Origin of the sequence: Streptomyces sp. DG2A-72 (genome assembly GCF_030499575.1) — a bacterium.
GTDB lineage: Bacteria > Actinomycetota > Actinomycetes > Streptomycetales > Streptomycetaceae > Streptomyces.
Window position 1 is genome coordinate 3,196,718 of sequence record NZ_JASTLC010000001.1, and the last position, 17,978, is coordinate 3,214,695.

Consider the following 17,978-nt stretch of genomic DNA (forward strand, 5'->3'; position numbering starts at 1 on the left):
GCGGAGTTCCCGGTCGCTGTAGCCGCATGCCTCGCTGATCAGGCTGAGCCGGGAGTCGGTCGAGGTGAGCAGGTGCGTGGTGCGCCGGAAGCGCAGGACGCGGGCCATCGCCTTCGGCGAGAGGCCGATCTGCTCGTTGAACCGCTTGTTCAGGTAGCTCCGGCTGACGTCCAGTTCGCGGGCTGGGTCGTTGATCCGTAATCGGCCCTGCGTGTGCTCGATGCGTTGCCAGGCGGGCGATCGCGGCATCCGGCCGGTGCGGGTCGGGTGAGAACCAAGCCGTCAGCATCAGAGGACCGGGGGGTGGACTCTTGTCCGGTTCGCGGTTGGGTCTTGGGGGCTGCCGCCCCCAGACCCCCGTTTCGGCCCGAAGGGCCTCGTCCTCAAACTCCCCCAGACGGGCTGGGTGGTTCCTGCCGTCCCTTCATCGCCAGCAGCTCTTCGTTGGGAATCGCCCCGCCGAACCGCCGGTCGCGCGAGGCGAACTCCATGCACGCGCGCCACAGGTCACGCCGGTCGAAGTCCGGCCAGAGGACGTCCTGGAAGACCATCTCGGCGTAGGCGCTCTGCCAGAGCAGGTAGTTGGAGGTGCGCTGCTCGCCGCTGGGCCGCAGGAAGAGGTCCACGTCCGGCATGTCCGGGTAGTACATGTACTTCGCGAAGGTCTTCTCGTTGACCTTGGACGGGTCGAGCCGCCCGGCCTTCACATCCTCCGCCAGCGCCTGCGCGGCGTCGGCGATCTCGGCCCGCCCGCCGTAGTTCATGCAGAAGTACAGGGTCAGCTTGTCGTTGTCCTTGGTCTGCTCCTGGGCGATCTGGAGCTCCTTGGCGACCGACTTCCACAGCTTGGGCATCCGCCCCACCCAGCGCACCCGCACGCCCAGTTCGTCGAGCTGGTCGCGGGACTTGCGGATGAAGTCGCGGTTGAAGTTCATCAGGAAGCGCACCTCGTCGGGCGAGCGCTTCCAGTTCTCGGTGGAGAAGGCGTAGAGCGAGATCGCTCCGACGCCCATCTCGATCGAGCCCTGCAGCACGTCGAGCACACGCTCGGCACCGACCTTGTGGCCTTCCGTGCGCGGCAGCCCGCGCTCCTTGGCCCAGCGTCCGTTCCCGTCCATGACGATCGCCACATGGCGGGGGATCAGCTCGCCCGGGAGCTTCGGCGCGCGGGCACCGGACGGGTGCGGCTCCGGCGTCTTGTACTCGCGGCGTTGGCGCCCCAGGAACCCGCGTACGGCCATGTGTTTCTCGTCTCCTCGCTCCGTGCGTGTTTCGCTACTTCTCTACGTACCTGAGTGAGCGCAGTCCGCGCTCCAGGTGCCAGTGCAGGTAGGCGGAGACCAGCCCGCTGCCCTCCCGCACATACCGCGGCTCGCACGCGTCCGCGGTCTCCCAGTCTCCCGTAAGCAGCGCGCCGAGGAGTTCCAGGGTCTGCGGCGAGGGTACGACGCTCCCGCCCACCCGGCAGTCGCCGCAGACGGAGCCTCCGGAGGCCACGGAGAAGAACCGGTTCGGCCCGGGCAGCCCGCACTTCGCGCAGTCGCCGAAGCTGGGCGCGTACCCGTTGACGGCGAGCGAGCGGAGCAGGAAGGCGTCCAGGACGAGATGGGGGGCGTGCTCGCCCCGGGCGAGCGTGCGCAGGGCGCCGACGAGCAGCAGATACTGCTGGACCGCCGGCTCACCCTCGTGGTCGGTGAAGCGCTCGGCGGTCTCCAGCATGGCCGTCCCGGCGGTGTAGCGGGCGTAGTCGCTCACGATCCCGCCACCGTACGGAGCGATGGTCTCACTCTGCGTGCAAAGCGGCAGCCCGCGCCCGACCAGCTCGCTCCCCCGCGCGAAGAACTGCACATCCACATGGGAGAAGGGTTCGAGCCGCGCCCCGAACTTCGACTTCGTCCGCCGCACCCCCCGGGCCACGGCGCGTACCCGCCCGTGACCGCGGGTGAGCAGGGTGATGATGCGGTCGGCTTCCCCGAGCTTTTGCGTCCGCAAGACGATGCCGTCGTCCCGGAAGAGACTCATCGCGCACCCCCGCGGGTTTCCGGCCGGGGATCCGGGGAGTGCCCCCCGGGCGAGCACAGCATGATCCGGTCCGCCTCGCCCAGCTTCTGGGTGCGCAGGACGATGCCGTCGTCGCGGAACAGACTCATGAGGCCATTCTCGCAGTCACACCCGCTTTCAAGGGACCTCACCCCGACTGCGGGCATTGGCGTACGCCGTCGCCGCGCTGAGCCGCTCGGCCGGGGTGGCCCGGCGCACCGCGCCCGGCTCCGCGTCCCACTCCCTGCCGCCGCCGTACGGTCTCAGCTGGACATAGGGCCCCTCATGCCCCATGACGATGCCGAGCCTCCCGTTGCGGGTGTCCACGACATACGACCCGACCGGCGGCCTCACCGCAGAACCGCCGTGAGTCGCTGCGCGGCCTCGACGGAACAGCGGCCCAATTCGACGAGCGGACAGGGCGCCTCCCGCGCAAGACTTGCCGGGTCGATCCGCAGGGACGGCAGAATGATTCCTGCGTTTTTCAATGCTGCCCGCAATTCCTTCACTGCTTCCTCCGCCTCTTCGACGCAGAGCGCCGAGTGCTGTGCCTTCACGTGGTTCCCCTCCCTTTTCGGGTTTTACGCTTCGCATCTCAAGGGTGGCGCACCACATCTACACTCGGCAGGAGTCTCTGCTCTACAAGTTCGGGGCAGCACAAGGGGGTTGAACTGTGGCCAACGGTTCACGTCAGGCGGCATGGGAGTTCTTCGGCACGGAACTGAAGAGGCACCGGGAGGACAGGGGGCTCACTCAGGTCGAGTTGGGGGCGCGCGTCTTCGTCTCGGGCGCCTATATCGGCCAGTTCGAGCAGGCGATTCGAAAGCCGCAGTTGGATATCGCCCAGCGGATTGATGAGGTGCTGCAAACCGACGGTATTTTCGAGCGGTTGTGCCGGAAGCTGATTGACGACAAGCGGTACGCGGATTACTTCGCGAGGGCGGCGGAGCTGGAGCGTCTGGCGACGAAGATCTGCACGTTCGCGCCGACGCTCGTGCCGGGCCTCCTGCAGACCGCCGCGTACACGCGGGCAGTGACGCTGGCGAGCAACCCCTTCGCCACCGACTCTCACATTGAGGAGAAGATCGCGGCGCGCATCGAGCGGGCGCAGATCCTGGCCGCCGCTACAGGGCCCGTGTATTGGGCGATCCTGCACGAACACGTGCTGCGCATTCCGGTCGGCAGCGCAGGCGAGATGGCCCAGCAGTTGGACCACATCGCAGCGCTGGTACGGCAGCGGAAGGTCCTGGTCCAGGTGCTCCCGACCTCTGTTGGTGCGTACCCCCTCATGGGCCGGATGGTGCAGCTCATGGAGTTCGAGGACGCACCGCCAACCGCCTATACAGAGGCCGTGTATTCGGGGAACCTGCTGGACGATCCGGCCCTAGTGAAGCGCGTACAGGGGGCATACGATCTGCTCAGGGCCGCCGCGCTGCCGCCGGAGGCGTCCCTGGCCCTGATCGAATCGGTGGCGGAGGATCACAGACGATGCGCGAGTATGACCTGAGCAACGCACGCTGGCGCAAAAGCACATACAGCGACGACAACGGCGGCGAGTGCGTCGAGGTCGCGCACGATTTCCCCGGCGCCGCCCGCTGGCGCAAAAGCACGTACAGCGACGGCAACGGCGGCAGCTGCGTCGAGGTAGCCGACGGAGTCCCCGGTGTCGTCCCCGTCCGTGACAGCAAAGTCCCCGAGGGCGGCCCCGTCCTCCTGATCGGCTCGGCTGCCTGGACGGAGTTCATCCGCGCCGTGGCGAGGTGACCCCGGCGCCCCGCGTCAGCCGACCTTGCGCTCGGCCACCATGCGCTGAGCACCGTCGAGAAAGGCTTCGCGACCACCCGACAGCTCTTCTGCCCGCTCACGGTGCCGGAATCGCCTCGTCGGACCAGGCGCTCCAGTTCCCGGCGTTGTCTCCTGCGACCAAGAGAATCGCCGAACGCCACGGGTCGAACATGAACAGGACACGCACCTCGCTCCGGGGGCGCAGGGCGCCGAGGTCGAGCGATGACCGGTTTGCTACGCTCCCCCCGCGTCCCGTGGGGGAAGTCCGGTGAGAGTCCGGCGCTGACCCGCAACGGTAAGCGTGGCCGGCCCCGGTGGACGGTTCGCGCGAGCCCGATCACCCGCGGTTCGTGACCCTGTGACTGCTCGCCGTGGACTGCGGGAAGGGGATCGCGCGGTTCGGCCGTGCGGGCCGTCTCCTTGCTCTCGTTCATCAGGCGGCCCGAGGCGAAGGACGCCGATCGTGCGCCGAATACCCGTCGTGCCGCTGGCTCTTGGGCTGGGGCTGCTGCTCGCCCTGTCCTTGCTGTGCGGGGTGGGCCTCGGCGCCGCCGGGCTCGGCTGGGCCGACGTCTTCCGGTTCCTGTGGGCGGGGACCGGTGGCGGGACCGTCAACGCCGATGACGTCGCCGCGTACACCATCGTCTGGGAGATCCGGCTGCCCCGCGTCGTCCTCGCCGCCGTCGTCGGGGCCGGGCTCGCCGCCGTCGGGGTCGCCGTGCAGGCCATGGTGCGTAACGCCCTTGCGGATCCGTTCGTGCTGGGGATTTCGTCCGGTGCCGCTGTGGGGGCCAATGCCGTCATCCTGCTGGGTGCCTTCGCGGGGCTCGGGATGTGGGCTCTGTCCATATCCGCATTCGGGTCCGCGCTCGCCGCCATGGCGATCGTGTACGCCGTTGCCCGGTCCGGAACGCACGGGCTCACCCCGCTGCGGCTGATCCTGACCGGGACGGCTCTGGCGTACGGCTTCGAGGCCGTGACCACGGTGATGGTCTTCGGCGCCGCCCGCGGCGAGGCCGCCAGGTCCGCGATGATGTGGCTGCTCGGGAGTCTGGGCGGGGCGACCTGGGAGAAGGTGCCGATCGCCGCCGTGACCGTAGCGGCCGGGTGGGCATGGCTTGCCCGCCGCGCGGAGTCGCTGAACGCCCTGGCCATGGGCGACGAGACCGCCACGGCGCTCGGTGTACAACCGGCCCGGCTGCGGCGGGAGTTGTTCCTCGTCACCGCCGCCGTGACCGGGACCGTCGTCGCCGTCAGCGGGGCCATCGGGTTCGTCGGTCTGATGGTGCCGCACGTCGTACGGATGCTCGTCGGTGCCGATCACCGGCGCGTGCTGGTCGTGGCTCCCCTCGCCGGGGCCGTCCTGCTCGTTTGGGCGGATGTGCTGTCGCGGTTGTTGCTCGCCCCGGCCGAACTGCCGGTCGGGGTCATCACCGCCGTCGTCGGGGTGCCCGCCTTCCTGCTGCTGATGCGGCGTGGCGGCTACGCATTCGGAGGTCGTTGAGATGCGGCTCGACGTCGAGGACGTGTCCGTCGCCGCCGGTGCGGTCCGGCTGGTCGACGATCTGCGGCTCAGCGTGGACAGCGGGGCGTTCGTGGGGCTCGTCGGGCCCAACGGGAGTGGAAAGTCGACCCTGTTGCGGTGCGTGTACCGGGCCCTGCGGCCGAGCGGCGGTGCCGTGCGGCTCGACGGTGACGACGTGCACGCGATGAATCCGCGGGCCGTCGCGCGGGTGCTGGCCGCGCTGCCGCAGGAGTCGTCGTCCGAGTTCGACTTCACCGTCGCCGAGGTCGTCGGGATGGGACGGCTGCCGCATCACGGACGGACGGCCGCCGACGACCGGACCATCTGCGCCGAGGCCATGGATCTGACCGGGGTCACCCAGCTCGCCGGCCGCGGGTTCCTGTCCCTCTCCGGCGGTGAGAAGCAGCGCGTCCTCATCGCCCGGGCCCTCGCCCAGCAGCCCCGTGTCCTCGTCCTCGACGAACCCACCAACCACCTCGACATCGCACACCAGTTGGAGGTGCTGTCCCTGGTCCGGGCGAGCGGCCTGACCGCGCTCGCCGCGCTGCACGACCTCAACCTCGCCGCCGCACACTGCGATCTGCTGTACGTGATTCAGGACGGTCGGATCGTCGCGTCCGGCGTGCCACATGACGTACTCCGACCCGCCCTGCTCGCCGAGGTGTTCGGCGTACGCGCCCATCCCGTACGGCATCCGGAGACGGGCGCCGTGCAGTTGCTCTTCGACCTTCTCCCGCCGCCGGATTAAGGAACTCCCTGCATGCGTATGCCAGTTGTCGCCGTCGCCGTCTGCCTGGCCGTGCTCAGCGCGGGCTGCGGTGCCGAGGTCGCGCCCTCGCCGGACTCGAAGGCCGCGTCGTCCGTCACCCTCACCAACTGCGGGCACAAGGTGACGTACGACAAGGTCCCGGAGCGGGTCGTCACCAACGATGTCGGGATCACCGAGCTGATGTTCGCGCTCGGGCTCGAGGATCGGATGGCCGGGTTCGCGATGCCCGACGACAAGGGGGACCTGGACGGGGTTCCGTGGAAGGACGGCTACGACAAGGTGAAGTGGCTGTCGAAGGACCAGCTCACCAAGGAGAACGTCCTCGACGCCCGCGCCGACTGGGTCTTCGCCGGCTGGAACTACGGCTTCCGCGAGGACAGCGACTTCACCCCGGACGCACTGACCAAGCTCGGCATCCCCTCGTACATCCTCACCGAGTCCTGCCGCAACGGCCGTACGGAGACCTCGCGGGGCATCATGCCGCCGCTGGACGCGCTGTACGAGGACCTCACCAACCTGGGCAAGCTGTTCGGCGTGGAGAAGCGGGCGGTGGCGCTGATCGCCGACTTCAAGCGCGAGGTGGCGGAGGTGAAGGCGAAGGCACCGTCCGACTCCCCCAAGGTCTTCCTCTACGACAGCGGCGAGGACCAGCCCTTCACCTCCGGCCGCTACGCCGCGCCCGACCAGATCATCAGCGAGGCCGGCGGGAACAACGTGATGCACGACCTGAAGGACTCCTGGACGACCGTCGGCTGGGAGACCGTCGTGGAACGCAACCCCGACGTGATCGTCATCTGCGACTACGGGGACGTCAGCGCGGAGCAGAAGAAGAAGTTCCTGCTGTCTTATGCCCCGCTGCGGAACGTGTCGGCCATCAAGCACAAGCGGATCTTCACCCTGGACTATGTCGACCTGGTGGAGAGCCCGCGGAACCCGTCTGCGATCGCCCGCCTCGGGAAGTACCTGCGGACGACGACGCCCTGACTCGGAGGCCGGTACCGGTCCCGGCTCGACCGTGGTCGAATCTGCCGCCATCAGGAGTGCGGGTCACGGAACGCGGAGAGTCGGATGAGAAGTCCGGTACGTGAAGGTGTCATCGCTCTGGCCGCAGTGGCTCTGTTGGCGCGCCCCTTCGGGGCACGACCGGTGGCGGGGTTGACCCGCCACCGGTCCTTTCGCGTGAGGTGTCCTACACGGCGCCGGGGCCGACGTCCGTCGTGCTGAGCGGGGCCCGTGTGACCGTGGACGACGAGCGCTCGTCGGCGCCGGCGTCGATGCCGCCGACTCGAGCCTGGCCGTCCATGTCGTCGGTCACGAAGGCGTGGCCGCCGGTGCCGGTGTCGATCGCCGGGCTGCCCGCACCGATCCGGTACAGCGATCCGTCGGAGGCGAGCAGTGGGTCGACCGCCCTGACGGAGCCGGAGGGCAGGGACACGCCGACGGTCGCCGATCCGGTCGGCCACGCGATGTTCCCGGCGTAGGTCATGCCCACGGGTTTCTTGACCTCGTTGAGCAGCTTGCCCCGGCTGCCCGTGATGACGTTGTCGGCGATGACCGAGTCGACCGGGGCGAGGTTGTAGTTGGCGCCGATCTCGATGTTCGACACGTTGTTCACGAAGGTGTTGTTCACGACGGTCGCCCGGTAGACGCGCCAGTGTGCGTTCAGCGCGCCCGAGGTGTCCACGTCGCCGCCGTCGATCTGCAGTGCGGCGTCGTAGCCGGTGCCGGTCAAGCCCTCGAAGTAGTTGTTGTAGATCTTGTGGTCCTGGCCGTAGATGCGGATCCCGCCGGTTCCCGCCTTGCCCTCCCCGAAGAAGAAGTTGCCGTAGAACTCGCCGCGGTTCCCGTGCCGTTGGGACAGAACGCCCTGTGAGGCGCGGAAGGTGTTGTGGCGGACGATGTTGTCGTTGCTCTTCACGGAGACGATCTCCGGGTCACCGTCGCACCTCTCGAAGAGGTTCGACTCGACGACGGTGAATCCGCTCGACTGGGACATTCCGCTCCAGCCGACCCGGACGGCCTCCATCTCGTTCGCCGCGCGGGGGCCGATGTCACGGAAGTGGTTGTGGTCGATGCGGTCGTGCTGTGACTGCTGCTTCTCGAATCCGTCGATGGTGATGAAGTTCCCGGTCTGGTGCTTCTCCTCGAACAGGTTGTGATCGATCCGGTTGTGGTGGCTGTTCTCACCCTGGATGATCACCCACTTCAGCGAGGACTCCTCGGTCAGCCGGAAGTGGTTGCGGGTCAGCCGTACGTTGTTCGAGCCGGTGATCTTCAGTGTGTTGCTGTTCGTGAACTTCAGCCCTTGGAAGGTGACGTAGGAGGAGCCCGCCACCTCCAGTTGCCCGTCGCCGATCACCGCCTTGCCGCGGTTCTCCGCGACGACGGTGATGGGCTGGGCGGCCGTTCCGTTCTTGCCGGTCATCTTGCCGATCGAGTACGTGCCGTCCGCGAGGACGATGCGGTCCCCGGGCCGCGCGTCGCCGAACGCGCTCTTCAACGCGGTCGAGTCCGCGACACGGACCGTGCGGACGGGGGCCGGATCCGTTGGATCCGTTGGATCCGTTGGATCTGTCGGATCTGTCGGATCCCCGCCTCCGTCGGCTTTGTAGATGTCGGTCTCGGTGATGCTGGTCCAGGCGTTGACCGTGTTGCCGTGGCCGACGATCCGCACGTAGCGGGCGGAGGTATCGGCGAAGTCGTACCTCTGCGGCTGAAGTGTCGTACCGCTGCTGGTCTTTCGTTCGAGGACCGTCTTCCACGACGCCCCGTCGTCGGACACCTGCACGTCGAAGGTGTTCTTCCTGCTGTCCCCTTGGTGCCAGGCGACCGCGACCGACCCGACGTTCTGCGTCGAGCCGAGGTCGTAGCGAATCCACGCCCCGTCGCCCTCGGAGGACCAGCGGGTGCTCAGGTTGTTGTCCAGGGTGTTGGCGGGGACGTTGCCGTCATCGGGACTTGCCGTGACGCCCGTGACCTGGACCGGAGAGTCCCCGCCGGGATCGGGATCCTCGCCCGCCGGCTCGACGTCGTAGGTGCGGACCCAGTCGACCTCGAACACGGCCGGGCGCAGGCCGCTGTCGCCGGTGAAGTTGTCCAGCTGGATGACGAGGTTCCCCAGGGGCATGTCCTGGATGTTCCCCCGGTCGGCGTTCGCGCCGTCCGCCAGCCGGAACCATTCGACACCGTCGACGTAGCCGACCAGCGCCTTGGGCGTCCACTCGAACGCGAAGTTGTGCCACTTCGTCATGTCCAGGGGGCAGAGGTCGCGGCGTTCCTTCTTGTCCGAACGGGCTCTTCGGGTAGTGCAGGAACGCCGTGAGGCACTGCGCGTCGGGGTCCGAGTACTCGACCCAGTCGTACTCGCCGTTCTCGAGCCGGCTGCCGTCGGTGGGCCAGATCAGGTGCAGTGGGTGGTAAAGCCCGCCCTCCGAGCCGATGTTCCGTGAGCGGGACCGGATTTCCCACCGGCCGTACTGGGTGGCCTCGTGCTGCCTGATCCACCCCGTGTCGCCGTTCGCCTCACCGCGCATGGTCATCATGCCGTCCGCGACGGTGCTGTTCTTCCCGCACCGGCGGCCGTTTTCGCTGTGGCCTTCCCAGCATTGGGCCGTGCCGCCGACGCTGCCCGACGGTACGTCCCACTTCGCGGGGTCGACCGGGCCGGTGTAGTCGAACTCGTCGGATATCGGCAGCGGGGTGCCCCAGCCGTACCGCTTGGCGGCCTCGGTCGAGTCGCCGTCGCCGCCGCTGCCCCCGTCGCCCCCGCCGTTGCCGTGCGTGACGTTCAACCCGTAGATCTTCACCTGGCCGTAGTTGTCGTCGCTGCACGGCTGGGAGTTGTCGCAGTTGGCCTGCGTGTACGCGCCGGCCTTGAAGTAGGCGCCGGAGAAGTTCTTCGACAGCGTGGTCTGCAGCTGACCGTTGTAGTACGCCTTGATCTTGCCGTCGCTGACCACGAACTTCGCCTGGAACCTCGTCCCCAGCTCGTAGTCGTCCGTCACCAGCTTGTGATGCTTTTCGTCGCCGTCGGTGACGTAGAGCTTCTTGCCTTCCAGACGGAAGACGCTGAGGTCGTCGGAGCCGCCGTGGATCTGCCCTGCGACGACGTTCGGGGTCTTCTCGGGGAGGTCCGTGATGGCCTGGTCGATCACCATCGTGTGGGTGCCGGACGTGGACGACCAACTCGCCTTGGTCTCCCCCGAGTCCGTCATCTCCCGCAGCTCCGAGCGGGGGTACTTGGAGCCGCTGGTGGTGACGCCGTTGACCGGGGCCCGGAACCGGACGGCCGCGCAGTCGTCGGCCGTGATGAACCAGGGGTCGTTCGCGTACGTGTCGAGTTCCGGCTGGTAGACGTTGGTGGGGGACTCCTCCTTGCCCACCGGCAGCCCGATGTACCAGTTCGTCAGGTCCAGCACGTCGGCCGGGTACGCGCAGGAGCCGCCACCACCGCCGGTGCCGTCGGCTCCGTAGATGTCGGTCTCGGCGATGCTGGTCCAGGCGTTGACCGTGTTGCCGTGACCGACGATCCGCACGTAGCGGGCCGAGGCGTCGGCGAAGTCGTAGCTCTGCTGCTCAAGTGTGCTGCCGTTGCTGGTCTTTCGGGCCAGGGCCGTCTTCCACGACGATCCGTCGTCGGACAGCTGGACGTCGAAGGTGTTCGTCCTGCTGTTCCCCTGATGCCAGGCGAGCGACACCGACCCGACGGTCTTCGCCGAGCCGAGGTCGTAACGGATCCACGCACCGTCGCCCTGCGACGACCAGCGGGTGCTCAGGTTGTTGTCCAGGGTGTTGGCGGGAACGTTGCCGTCATCGGGACTCGCCGTGACGCTCTTGACCTCCAGCGGAGAGGTGTCGGCGGCCGACGCGACCGGGTGGAACACACCCGAGACTCCGACGGCGACCGCACCCACTAACAGCGCATGACACATACGTCTCATAGGGCCCTCGCTTCCGTGAGGCGGCGCACCCGAGGTGGTGCACCGAATGCGGAGATACTGTGTCTGTCCTGTGACGGGAGGGGTCCCGTTCCGCCCGTGGTCGAATCTGCCGATGTCAGCAGTGCAGGTCACGGAACGCGGAGAGTCGGATGAGAAGTCCGGTACGTGAAGGTGTCATCGCCCTGGCCGCAGTGGCTCTGTTGGTCTCGTGCACCAAAGGCCCGACGGAAGGCGGCGACAGTCCGGCAGCCACCGGCTCGCCCACCCGCAAGGCCCTCGACCTCAGCGGCGATCCACGGGCCACGGCGGCCGTGACGTTCGACAGCAAGGCGGCCCATGTCCTGCCGACCGGCCCGGCGAAAGACCCCACCGTCGTTCTGTACGGGCGTGCGGCCTGGCATGCGCACGCGTCCGGCGTGACGATGTACAACCTGGCCACGGGCAAGGCCGTCACCACCATCAAGACCCAGAACACGCCCGCGTACGACCTGCCGGCCCCACGCGATCTCAGCAAGAAGCAGGCCGACATGATCAGCGAGCGCGTGTCGCGCCCTGAGCCGGTGCGGATCGGCGGTGTACCGGCCATGCTCACCGTCGTGCCGGTCAAGCTCGCCAAGAAGGGCAAGGGTTCGGCCCAGGCCGGGTTCGAGGTGATCGCCGCCCGGGCGGACAACGGCAAGCTGATCTGGCGGCTTCCCGTGGACATCTACGGTGCCCCGGCGGCCGGCAAGCTCGGCGTGTTCGGTGTGTCGATCGCGGACGGCGTTGTGGCCGTCACCTGGACGCAGGACGACTACGCGCAAGGCACCGTCGCGGTCTCCCTGGACGACGAGCCCCGCATGCTGTGGCAGCGTGCGGGCTTCTGGAAGCTCGGCGGATCCAGCGAGGCCCTGGTGGGCTTCCGCGACGACCCGGAGCAGGACTACCCGTTGACCGGCGTCGCCCCGGCCGACGGCCGTGACCTGTGGGACAAGAAGATGCCGCAAGGCACCACCAGGGTGCTCGACAACTCACCCTTCGCCAAGTTCGACGAGGACGGCAGCAAGCAGGCGCAGCTGCTCGACCTCACGACCGGCGACTTCGTCCTGCCCAAGCGGGCCGGCCTGACCAGCCGCATGGACTGCAGTCAAGGCGAGGGCGGCACCGTCCTGCTGTGCGCCTCGAAGCAGGACGGGGCGCTCGCCGTGGATGAAGACGGCAAGATCTTGTGGCGCCGGGCGGCGGGTGACGGCGCCAAGGACTGGAGCGGCACCCTGACGGCCGACTTCAAGGATCTGTTCTACGCCAAGGGCAAAGACGGAACATTCGTCGTCGACGGGCGCACCGGACGAACGGTCGGCACCGACGCGGGGGTTGTCCCCGATCGCGTCAACGCCTACGCCGCGCTGGTCTTCACCGGCACCGGCGCAGAGGTCCACCTCGCCAAGCGGTGACCGACCACTGAGCGGGGCGGATGAAGTCGGCTGCGGTTCGGCCGCGCCCCAAAGGGGCGCGGGACTGTGTCAATATGCGGCTCCGCCGCGCGGGCGCGACCAGCCCCCACCGGCCCGCGCACGCGGCGGAGCCGCACATCGATACAGCATCACCGTGCTTCCAGCGGAGCGCTCAGCCCACCGACACCAGGCCCGCCTCATACGCGATGATCACCAGCTGGACCCGGTCCCGGGCGTCCAGTTTGGTCAGCAGGCGGGTCAGATACGTCTTCGCGGTCGCCACGCTGATGCACAGCTCGGCGGCTATCTCCGTGTTGGACAGGCCCGAGCCGACGAGGGTGAGGACCTCGCGTTCGCGGTCCGTGATGGCCGTCAAGTCGCGGCGCGAGCCGGACGGTTGGGGGCGGGACGCGAAGTCGCGGATGAGGCGGCGGGTGACGCTGGGGGCGATGAGGGCGTCGCCGGCCGCGACGATCCGTACGGCCGCGATGATGTCGTCCAGGGCCATGTCCTTGACGAGGAAGCCGGACGCGCCGGCGCGCAGGGCGCCGTAGACGTAATCGTCGTCGAAGGTGGTGAGGACGACCACCCGGGTGTCGGGCTCGTCCCGGGTGATGTGGTCCGTGGCCTCGATGCCGTCCATCCCGGGCATGCGGATGTCCATCACCACGACGTCCGGGGCGAGTTCGGCCGCGAGCCGTACCGCCTCCTCCCCCGTCGCCGCCTCCCCGACCACCTCCACGTCGTCGAGTTCGGCCAGCACCATGCTCAGTGCCGTACGGATCAGCTGCTGGTCGTCGGCCAGGACCACCCGGACGCTCATCGGACCGCCACCGGCACCGGCAGCCGGGCCGCCACCCGGAAGCCGCCCTCGGGGCGCGGTGCCGCCGTGAACTCGCCGTGGAGCAGGGCGACGCGCTCTCTCATGCCCGCAAGTCCGAAGCCCGTGTTGGTCGAACTGCCGCTGCCCCGGCCCTCGTCGGTGATTTCCAGTGCCAGTTCGTCGTCGGCGCGGTAGTCGAGAGTGACCCGGCACGCGCGCGTGCCCGCATGGCGTACGACATTGGTGACCGACTCCTGGACGATGCGGAAGGCCGACAGGTCGATGTCCGGGGGCAGCGCGCGGGGGTCGCCGACGCGACGCACCTCGACCTGGACGCCCGCCGCCGTCGTCGTGGCCGCGAGCCGGTCCACGTCCGCGAGACCGGCCGGGGTCACACTCTGCCCCTCGTCCGCCGCCCGCAGCGCGACCAGCATCCTCCGCAGGCCCGCCAGCGTCTCCCGCCCCTCGTTCTCCACCGCCCGCATCGCCTCCAGGGCCGCCTCCGGGCGGGCCGCCGCCACGCGGGCCGCCGCTCCGGCCTGGAGGGCGATGATGCCGATGCTGTGGGCGACCGTGTCGTGCATCTCGCGGGCGATGCGCAGACGTTCGGCGGTGACGACCTGCGCGGCATGCTCGGCCACGAGCCGTTCGGCGTGGACGCGGGCCTGGTGGGAGGAGTTGCCGAGCAGCCAGGCGATCACGGCGACCATGGCCACGGTGAGTTCGGCCGAGGTGCCGACGTTCCAGCCGCTCAGCAGCCGCACGGCCAGCCAGGCGGCCAGCGTGCCGAGTGCCATCGCCAGGGCGGTCAGGGCTGTCCGGCGGGCGTGCGTCGCCGCGATGAAGTACAGGGCGACGGTGGGCGCGAGGAACTGGGCCATCGGTATCTCGCCCGCTGCCAGCGCGGTCGTCGCGCAACCCGCGGCCACCAGCAGCCAGGCGAGGGCGGCGAGCGGTTTCCGGGACAGCAGGCGACTGCCGTACAGGACGAGGGCGGCGGACAGCACCAGAGCCAGCACCCCCTCCAAGCGGTACAGCTGGGACGCGGGGAACTCCTCGGGCTCCAACTCGCCTGGCAGGCGCACACGCGCGAGGCGGGTGAACAGCTCCCCCGCACACCACGCGAGCGCCACCCAGGCACCCGGCGGTACGCGTTTGTGCAGGGGCGGCGGCGGTTCGGTGGCGGGCATGACGGGATCGTAGAGCGGGCTCCATGAGCTGGTCATCGGCCCGGGGATGTACAACCACGGTCGACATCGGGCGTGTACGAGTGTCAGCGGGCGGCCGATGTGCCGCACCGGCCGACCGCGCGACCGTGGTCCCGTGATCGAAGTCAACGAACTGACCAAGAGATACGGCGACACGACCGCCGTCCGCGATCTGTCCTTCACCGTCCGTCCCGGCCACGTCACCGGCTTCCTCGGTCCGAACGGCGCGGGCAAGACCACGACCCTGCGGATGCTGCTGGGTCTCGTCGAGCCGAGCGGCGGCACCGCCACCGTCGACGGCCACGCCTTCCGCCGCCACCGCCATGGACTGCGGCACGTCGGCGCGCTCCTGGACGCCGGTGATGTGCACGGCGGGCGGAGTGCGCGGGCGCATCTGGGGGCGCTGGCCCGGAGCAATCGCATCCCCGCGCGCCGGGTGGACGAGGTGCTGGCGGAGGTGGGGATCGGTGATGCCGCCGCCCGGCGCCGGGTCGGCGGGTTCTCGCTCGGCATGAAGCAGCGGCTCGGCATCGCGACCGCGCTGCTGGGCGAGCCGCCGGTGCTGGTCTTCGACGAACCGCTCAACGGACTTGACCCGGAAGGGGTGTTGTGGGTGCGGGGACTGTTCCGGAAGCTGGCGGCCGAGGGGCGTACGGTCTTCGTCTCCAGCCACCTCATGTCCGAGATGGAGCACACCGCCGACGAGCTGATCGTCATCGGGCGGGGCGAGCTGATCGCCGCCGAGAGCCTCGCCGAGTTCGCCGCGCGGGGTACGGCGCCGACGGTGACCGTACGGTCCCCGGACGCGCGGGCGCTGGCCGACGTACTGGCGTCTCAGGGCGCGGCGGTGGCCGCGTACGACGAGGAGACGCTCCAGGTGGCGGGGCTCAGCACCGAGCGGATCGGCGAGCTCGCCTTCGAACACCGTTTCCTGATCCGCGAGTTGACCACACGCACCGCCTCCCTGGAGGCGGCCTTCATGGAACTGACCGCCGACAGCGTCGAGTACACCGCCGGAGACCAACGATGACGGACGCCCGCTTCACCGACCTCCTGGCCGCCGAATGGCTCAAGCTCCGCTCCCTGCGCTCCACTTACTGGGCACTCGGCATCGGCGCACTGTCCGTCGTCGGCTTCAACGCGAACGCTGCCCGGAACCACTACGCCAACTACCCCTACATGCCCGCGGACATGAAGGCGGGCTACGTGGAGTGGGCGCTGCGGGACGCGTTCACCGCCGCTGCCGCGCTGATCCTGATCCTGGTGTGCGCGAGCGTCGGCGCGCTCACGATCGTCGGCGAGTACGCGACCGGACTGATCCGTACGACGTTCGCGGCCGTTCCGGACCGGCGGGCGCTGATGGCGGCGAAGGTGACGGTGGTGGCGGGGGTCATGACCGGCTACGGGGCCGTGGTCGTCGGCACGTCGTACGCCACCACGCAGGGCATCCTCTCCGGCCGCGGCGCGGACGTCCCGGTCACCCACGAGGGCGTGCTGTCACTGCTGCTGGCCTCCGCCCTGCTCGCCGCCGTCTCCGCACTGGTCGGCATGGGGCTGGGCGCGGTGATCCGGCACGGGGCCACGACGACGGGCGCCATCACCGTCGTACTGCTGCTCCTGCCGACCTTCATCACCGACCGCTACGCCTGGACGGCGGCCGTCCGCAACGCGCTGCCCGTCAACGCCTGGTCCCGGCTGGTCGATGTGACGTACGGCGAGTCGGCGGTCCGGATCTATCCGCCGCACTATCCGACGACGGTGACGGGCAGCTGGGTGGTGTTCGCGGCGTGGGCGGCGGTGGCGGCCGTGATGGCGGTGGTGGTCGTGGACCGGCGGGATGTGTGAGTCGGGGGTGACCCTGACGGCGGCACTGGGGTAAACCCCCGTGGGAAGTGGGTTGTTGCCCGGATGTGAGGGATGGGCCGGCTCCGCGAGGCTCATACCCATGAAGCCGATGACCAAGAGCCTCGCCCTGATCGCCGCCGCCTCCGGAATCGTGTTCGGTGTCGTGACGCCTCTCACCGCGTCCGCCACGAGCGGTCCCACGTCAACGCCGCTGAAGTGGACGAAGTGCGAGGGCAAAGGCCTCGATCCACGACAGCGGTGCGCGACGGTCGAGGTGCCGATGGACTACGCCGACCCGGACGGGCCGACGGTCGACGTCGCCGTCTCCCGTATCCCGAGCGAGAACCCGTCCGCCCGTCGGGGCGCCTTACTGCTGATCCCCGGCGGACCCGGCGGCACCAGCCTGAACGACCCGTCGGGCAAGGGCCAGAGGCTGCCGAAGAAGGTGCGCGACGCCTACGACCTGATCGGGTTCGCCCCGCGCGGGCTGGCCCCGTCCACCTCCGTCGACTGCGGCCTCGAACGCCGCGACCTCGCTCTCACGGCGACCCGGCCCTGGCCCGCTCCCGACGGCTCCATCACGGAGAACCTGGTCACCGCGAAGCGCATGGCGGACGCCTGCGCCCGCAACGGCGGCGAGCTGATCCAGCACCTCAGCTCCGTCAACGAGGCCCGCGACCTCGACCGCATCCGGGCCGCGCTCGGCGAGCGGAAGGTCTCCGCGTGGGGTGTCTCGTACGGCACGTATGTCGGCTCGATCTACAACGAGCTGTTCCCGCACCGCACCGACCGCATCGTGCTGGACAGCAACGACAACCCCGACCCCGTCAAGGTCCAGCGCGCCTGGCTGGCCGGGCACGAGCAGGGCGTCGAGGACGCGTTCCCGGTGTTCGCCAAGTGGGCGTCCGCACCCGGCAATCCGGACCGCGTCGCCGAGACCCCGGCCGAGGTTCGCGCCGGCTTCCTGAGCCTGGCCGCCCGCCTCGACCGCGAACCGATCCCCTGGACCGGCTCCAACCCGCCGGTGCTCAACGGCAACGTGCTGCGCCAGGCCATGCTGAACGACCTGGACGACCCGGACGACTTCCAGGGCCTGGCCCAGCTGATCCTTGCCGCCCGGAAGGGGACGGTGCCGCCCGCGCCGCCGTCCCCGCCCGATGAGGTGCTGCAGAACGTCACCGCGGTCGGCGCCGGGACCATATGCAACGACGCCGACTGGCCCGAGTCCGCCGCCGCGTACGAGAAGGACGTCGCGAAGAGCAGGGCCGAGTTCCCGCTGACCGCGGGCATGCCCCGCAACGCGATGCTCTGCGCCGCCTGGCCGAACGAGCCGCGCGAGGCGCCGGTACGCATCACCGACCGCGGCCCGTCCAACGTCCTCCTCGTCCAGAACGAACGCGACCCGGTCACCCCGCTCACCGGCGCCCTCAAGCTGCGTGCCGCCCTCGGCAAGCGCGCGGTCATGGTCGTCAACGACGCGACGGGACATGACGCGTACCTGGACAACGGCACGGCGTGCGGCGACGACATGGTCTCCCGGTTCCTGGCGACCGGGGAGCGACCGAGGCAGGACACGTACTGCGACTAAGCGACGGTCCACCCGCGCCCCC

18 protein-coding genes, 2 pseudogenes and 1 riboswitch are annotated in these 17,978 nt (G+C 69.3%); of the genes and pseudogenes, 9 read left to right on the forward strand and 11 right to left on the reverse strand.

Going from position 1 to position 17,978, the window contains the following annotated elements; all coding sequences use genetic code 11:
• Nucleotides 1-21: 21 nt before the first annotated feature.
• The 6 genes and pseudogenes from QQY66_RS50380 to QQY66_RS15305 form a co-directional block, all read right to left on the reverse strand.
• A pseudogene (locus tag QQY66_RS50380) lies at nt 22-249 on the reverse strand (helix-turn-helix domain-containing protein); the annotation flags it as partial.
• A 134-nt stretch (nt 250-383) separates the two neighbouring features.
• On the reverse strand, nt 384-1,241 hold the full coding sequence (locus QQY66_RS15285) for an isoprenyl transferase (protein ID WP_301980864.1): 858 nt from the start codon (nt 1,239-1,241) through the stop codon (nt 384-386).
• Between the two features lie 34 nt (nt 1,242-1,275).
• Nucleotides 1,276-2,022, reverse strand: coding sequence for a DNA repair protein RecO (recO, locus tag QQY66_RS15290; RefSeq protein ID WP_301980865.1), 747 nt, complete (start codon nt 2,020-2,022; stop codon nt 1,276-1,278).
• Nucleotides 2,019-2,150, reverse strand: a complete 132-nt coding sequence (locus tag QQY66_RS50385) for a hypothetical protein (RefSeq protein ID WP_367667105.1) — start codon at nt 2,148-2,150, stop codon at nt 2,019-2,021. Before QQY66_RS50385 ends, recO begins: the two co-directional genes overlap by 4 nt.
• A 28-nt stretch (nt 2,151-2,178) precedes the next feature.
• Nucleotides 2,179-2,394, reverse strand: coding sequence for a hypothetical protein (locus QQY66_RS15300; protein ID WP_301980866.1), 216 nt, complete (start codon nt 2,392-2,394; stop codon nt 2,179-2,181).
• Nucleotides 2,391-2,597: a hypothetical protein gene (locus QQY66_RS15305; RefSeq protein ID WP_301980867.1), complete on the reverse strand. Its 207-nt coding sequence runs from the start codon at nt 2,595-2,597 to the stop codon at nt 2,391-2,393. The genes QQY66_RS15300 and QQY66_RS15305 overlap by 4 nt, the downstream gene beginning before the upstream one ends.
• Nucleotides 2,598-2,713: 116 nt before the next feature.
• Between QQY66_RS15305 and QQY66_RS15310 the strand changes: the two genes are divergently transcribed.
• Nucleotides 2,714-3,547 carry a helix-turn-helix transcriptional regulator gene (locus QQY66_RS15310; protein ID WP_301980868.1) on the forward strand — a complete coding sequence of 278 codons (834 nt, stop codon included), beginning with the start codon at nt 2,714-2,716 and terminating at the stop codon, nt 3,545-3,547.
• Entirely contained in the window at nt 3,529-3,804 is a 276-nt protein-coding gene (locus QQY66_RS15315; protein ID WP_301980869.1) for a DUF397 domain-containing protein, read from the forward strand. Before QQY66_RS15310 ends, QQY66_RS15315 begins: the two co-directional genes overlap by 19 nt.
• 97 nt (nt 3,805-3,901) lie before the next feature.
• On the opposite strand, the pseudogene QQY66_RS15320 reads toward QQY66_RS15315, so the two are convergent.
• A pseudogene (locus QQY66_RS15320) lies at nt 3,902-4,021 on the reverse strand (DNA-binding protein); the annotation flags it as partial.
• Nucleotides 4,022-4,039: 18 nt separating this feature from the next.
• Nucleotides 4,040-4,189: riboswitch (cobalamin riboswitch) on the forward strand.
• Between the two features lie 99 nt (nt 4,190-4,288).
• Between QQY66_RS15320 and QQY66_RS15325 the strand changes: the two are divergent.
• From QQY66_RS15325 to QQY66_RS15335, 3 genes are read left to right on the forward strand one after another with little or no spacing between them, the layout of a single operon-like run.
• Nucleotides 4,289-5,329, forward strand: coding sequence for an iron ABC transporter permease (locus QQY66_RS15325; RefSeq protein ID WP_301980870.1), 1,041 nt, complete (start codon nt 4,289-4,291; stop codon nt 5,327-5,329).
• 1 nt (nt 5,330) lies between these two features.
• Nucleotides 5,331-6,098 carry an ABC transporter ATP-binding protein gene (locus tag QQY66_RS15330; RefSeq protein WP_301980871.1) on the forward strand — a complete coding sequence of 256 codons (768 nt, stop codon included), beginning with the start codon at nt 5,331-5,333 and terminating at the stop codon, nt 6,096-6,098.
• Nucleotides 6,099-6,110: 12 nt separating this feature from the next.
• Nucleotides 6,111-7,103 carry an ABC transporter substrate-binding protein gene (locus tag QQY66_RS15335; RefSeq protein ID WP_301980872.1) on the forward strand — a complete coding sequence of 331 codons (993 nt, stop codon included), beginning with the start codon at nt 6,111-6,113 and terminating at the stop codon, nt 7,101-7,103.
• A 205-nt stretch (nt 7,104-7,308) separates the two neighbouring features.
• Here the strand turns inward: QQY66_RS15335 and QQY66_RS15340 are convergent, their stop codons facing one another.
• Nucleotides 7,309-9,180: a chondroitinase-B domain-containing protein gene (locus QQY66_RS15340; protein ID WP_301987328.1), complete on the reverse strand. Its 1,872-nt coding sequence runs from the start codon at nt 9,178-9,180 to the stop codon at nt 7,309-7,311.
• Nucleotides 9,068-11,002, reverse strand: a complete 1,935-nt coding sequence (locus QQY66_RS15345) for a polysaccharide lyase family 7 protein (RefSeq protein WP_301980873.1) — start codon at nt 11,000-11,002, stop codon at nt 9,068-9,070. Before QQY66_RS15345 ends, QQY66_RS15340 begins: the two co-directional genes overlap by 113 nt.
• Before the next feature lie 206 nt (nt 11,003-11,208).
• Between QQY66_RS15345 and QQY66_RS15350 the strand changes: the two genes are divergently transcribed.
• Nucleotides 11,209-12,492 (forward strand): hypothetical protein, encoded by a 1,284-nt coding sequence (locus QQY66_RS15350; protein WP_301980874.1) that lies wholly within the window; start codon nt 11,209-11,211, stop codon nt 12,490-12,492.
• A 172-nt stretch (nt 12,493-12,664) separates the two neighbouring features.
• Here QQY66_RS15350 and QQY66_RS15355 read toward each other — a convergent pair whose 3' ends face one another.
• Nucleotides 12,665-13,315: a response regulator transcription factor gene (locus QQY66_RS15355; RefSeq protein ID WP_301980875.1), complete on the reverse strand. Its 651-nt coding sequence runs from the start codon at nt 13,313-13,315 to the stop codon at nt 12,665-12,667.
• Nucleotides 13,312-14,505 (reverse strand): sensor histidine kinase, encoded by a 1,194-nt coding sequence (locus QQY66_RS15360; protein WP_301980876.1) that lies wholly within the window; start codon nt 14,503-14,505, stop codon nt 13,312-13,314. The genes QQY66_RS15355 and QQY66_RS15360 overlap by 4 nt, the downstream gene beginning before the upstream one ends.
• Nucleotides 14,506-14,638: 133 nt before the next feature.
• Here QQY66_RS15360 and QQY66_RS15365 point away from each other — a divergent pair, with 133 nt between their 5' ends.
• From QQY66_RS15365 to QQY66_RS15375, 3 genes are all read left to right on the forward strand, one after another.
• On the forward strand, nt 14,639-15,553 hold the full coding sequence (locus QQY66_RS15365; RefSeq protein ID WP_301980877.1) for an ABC transporter ATP-binding protein: 915 nt from the start codon (nt 14,639-14,641) through the stop codon (nt 15,551-15,553).
• On the forward strand, nt 15,550-16,368 hold the full coding sequence (locus QQY66_RS15370; RefSeq protein ID WP_301980878.1) for an ABC transporter permease: 819 nt from the start codon (nt 15,550-15,552) through the stop codon (nt 16,366-16,368). The genes QQY66_RS15365 and QQY66_RS15370 overlap by 4 nt, the downstream gene beginning before the upstream one ends.
• A gap of 100 nt (nt 16,369-16,468) precedes the next feature.
• A complete protein-coding gene (locus tag QQY66_RS15375) occupies nt 16,469-17,956 on the forward strand; it encodes an alpha/beta hydrolase (protein WP_301980879.1) in 1,488 nt (495 codons plus the stop codon).
• Nucleotides 17,957-17,978 lie beyond the last annotated feature (22 nt).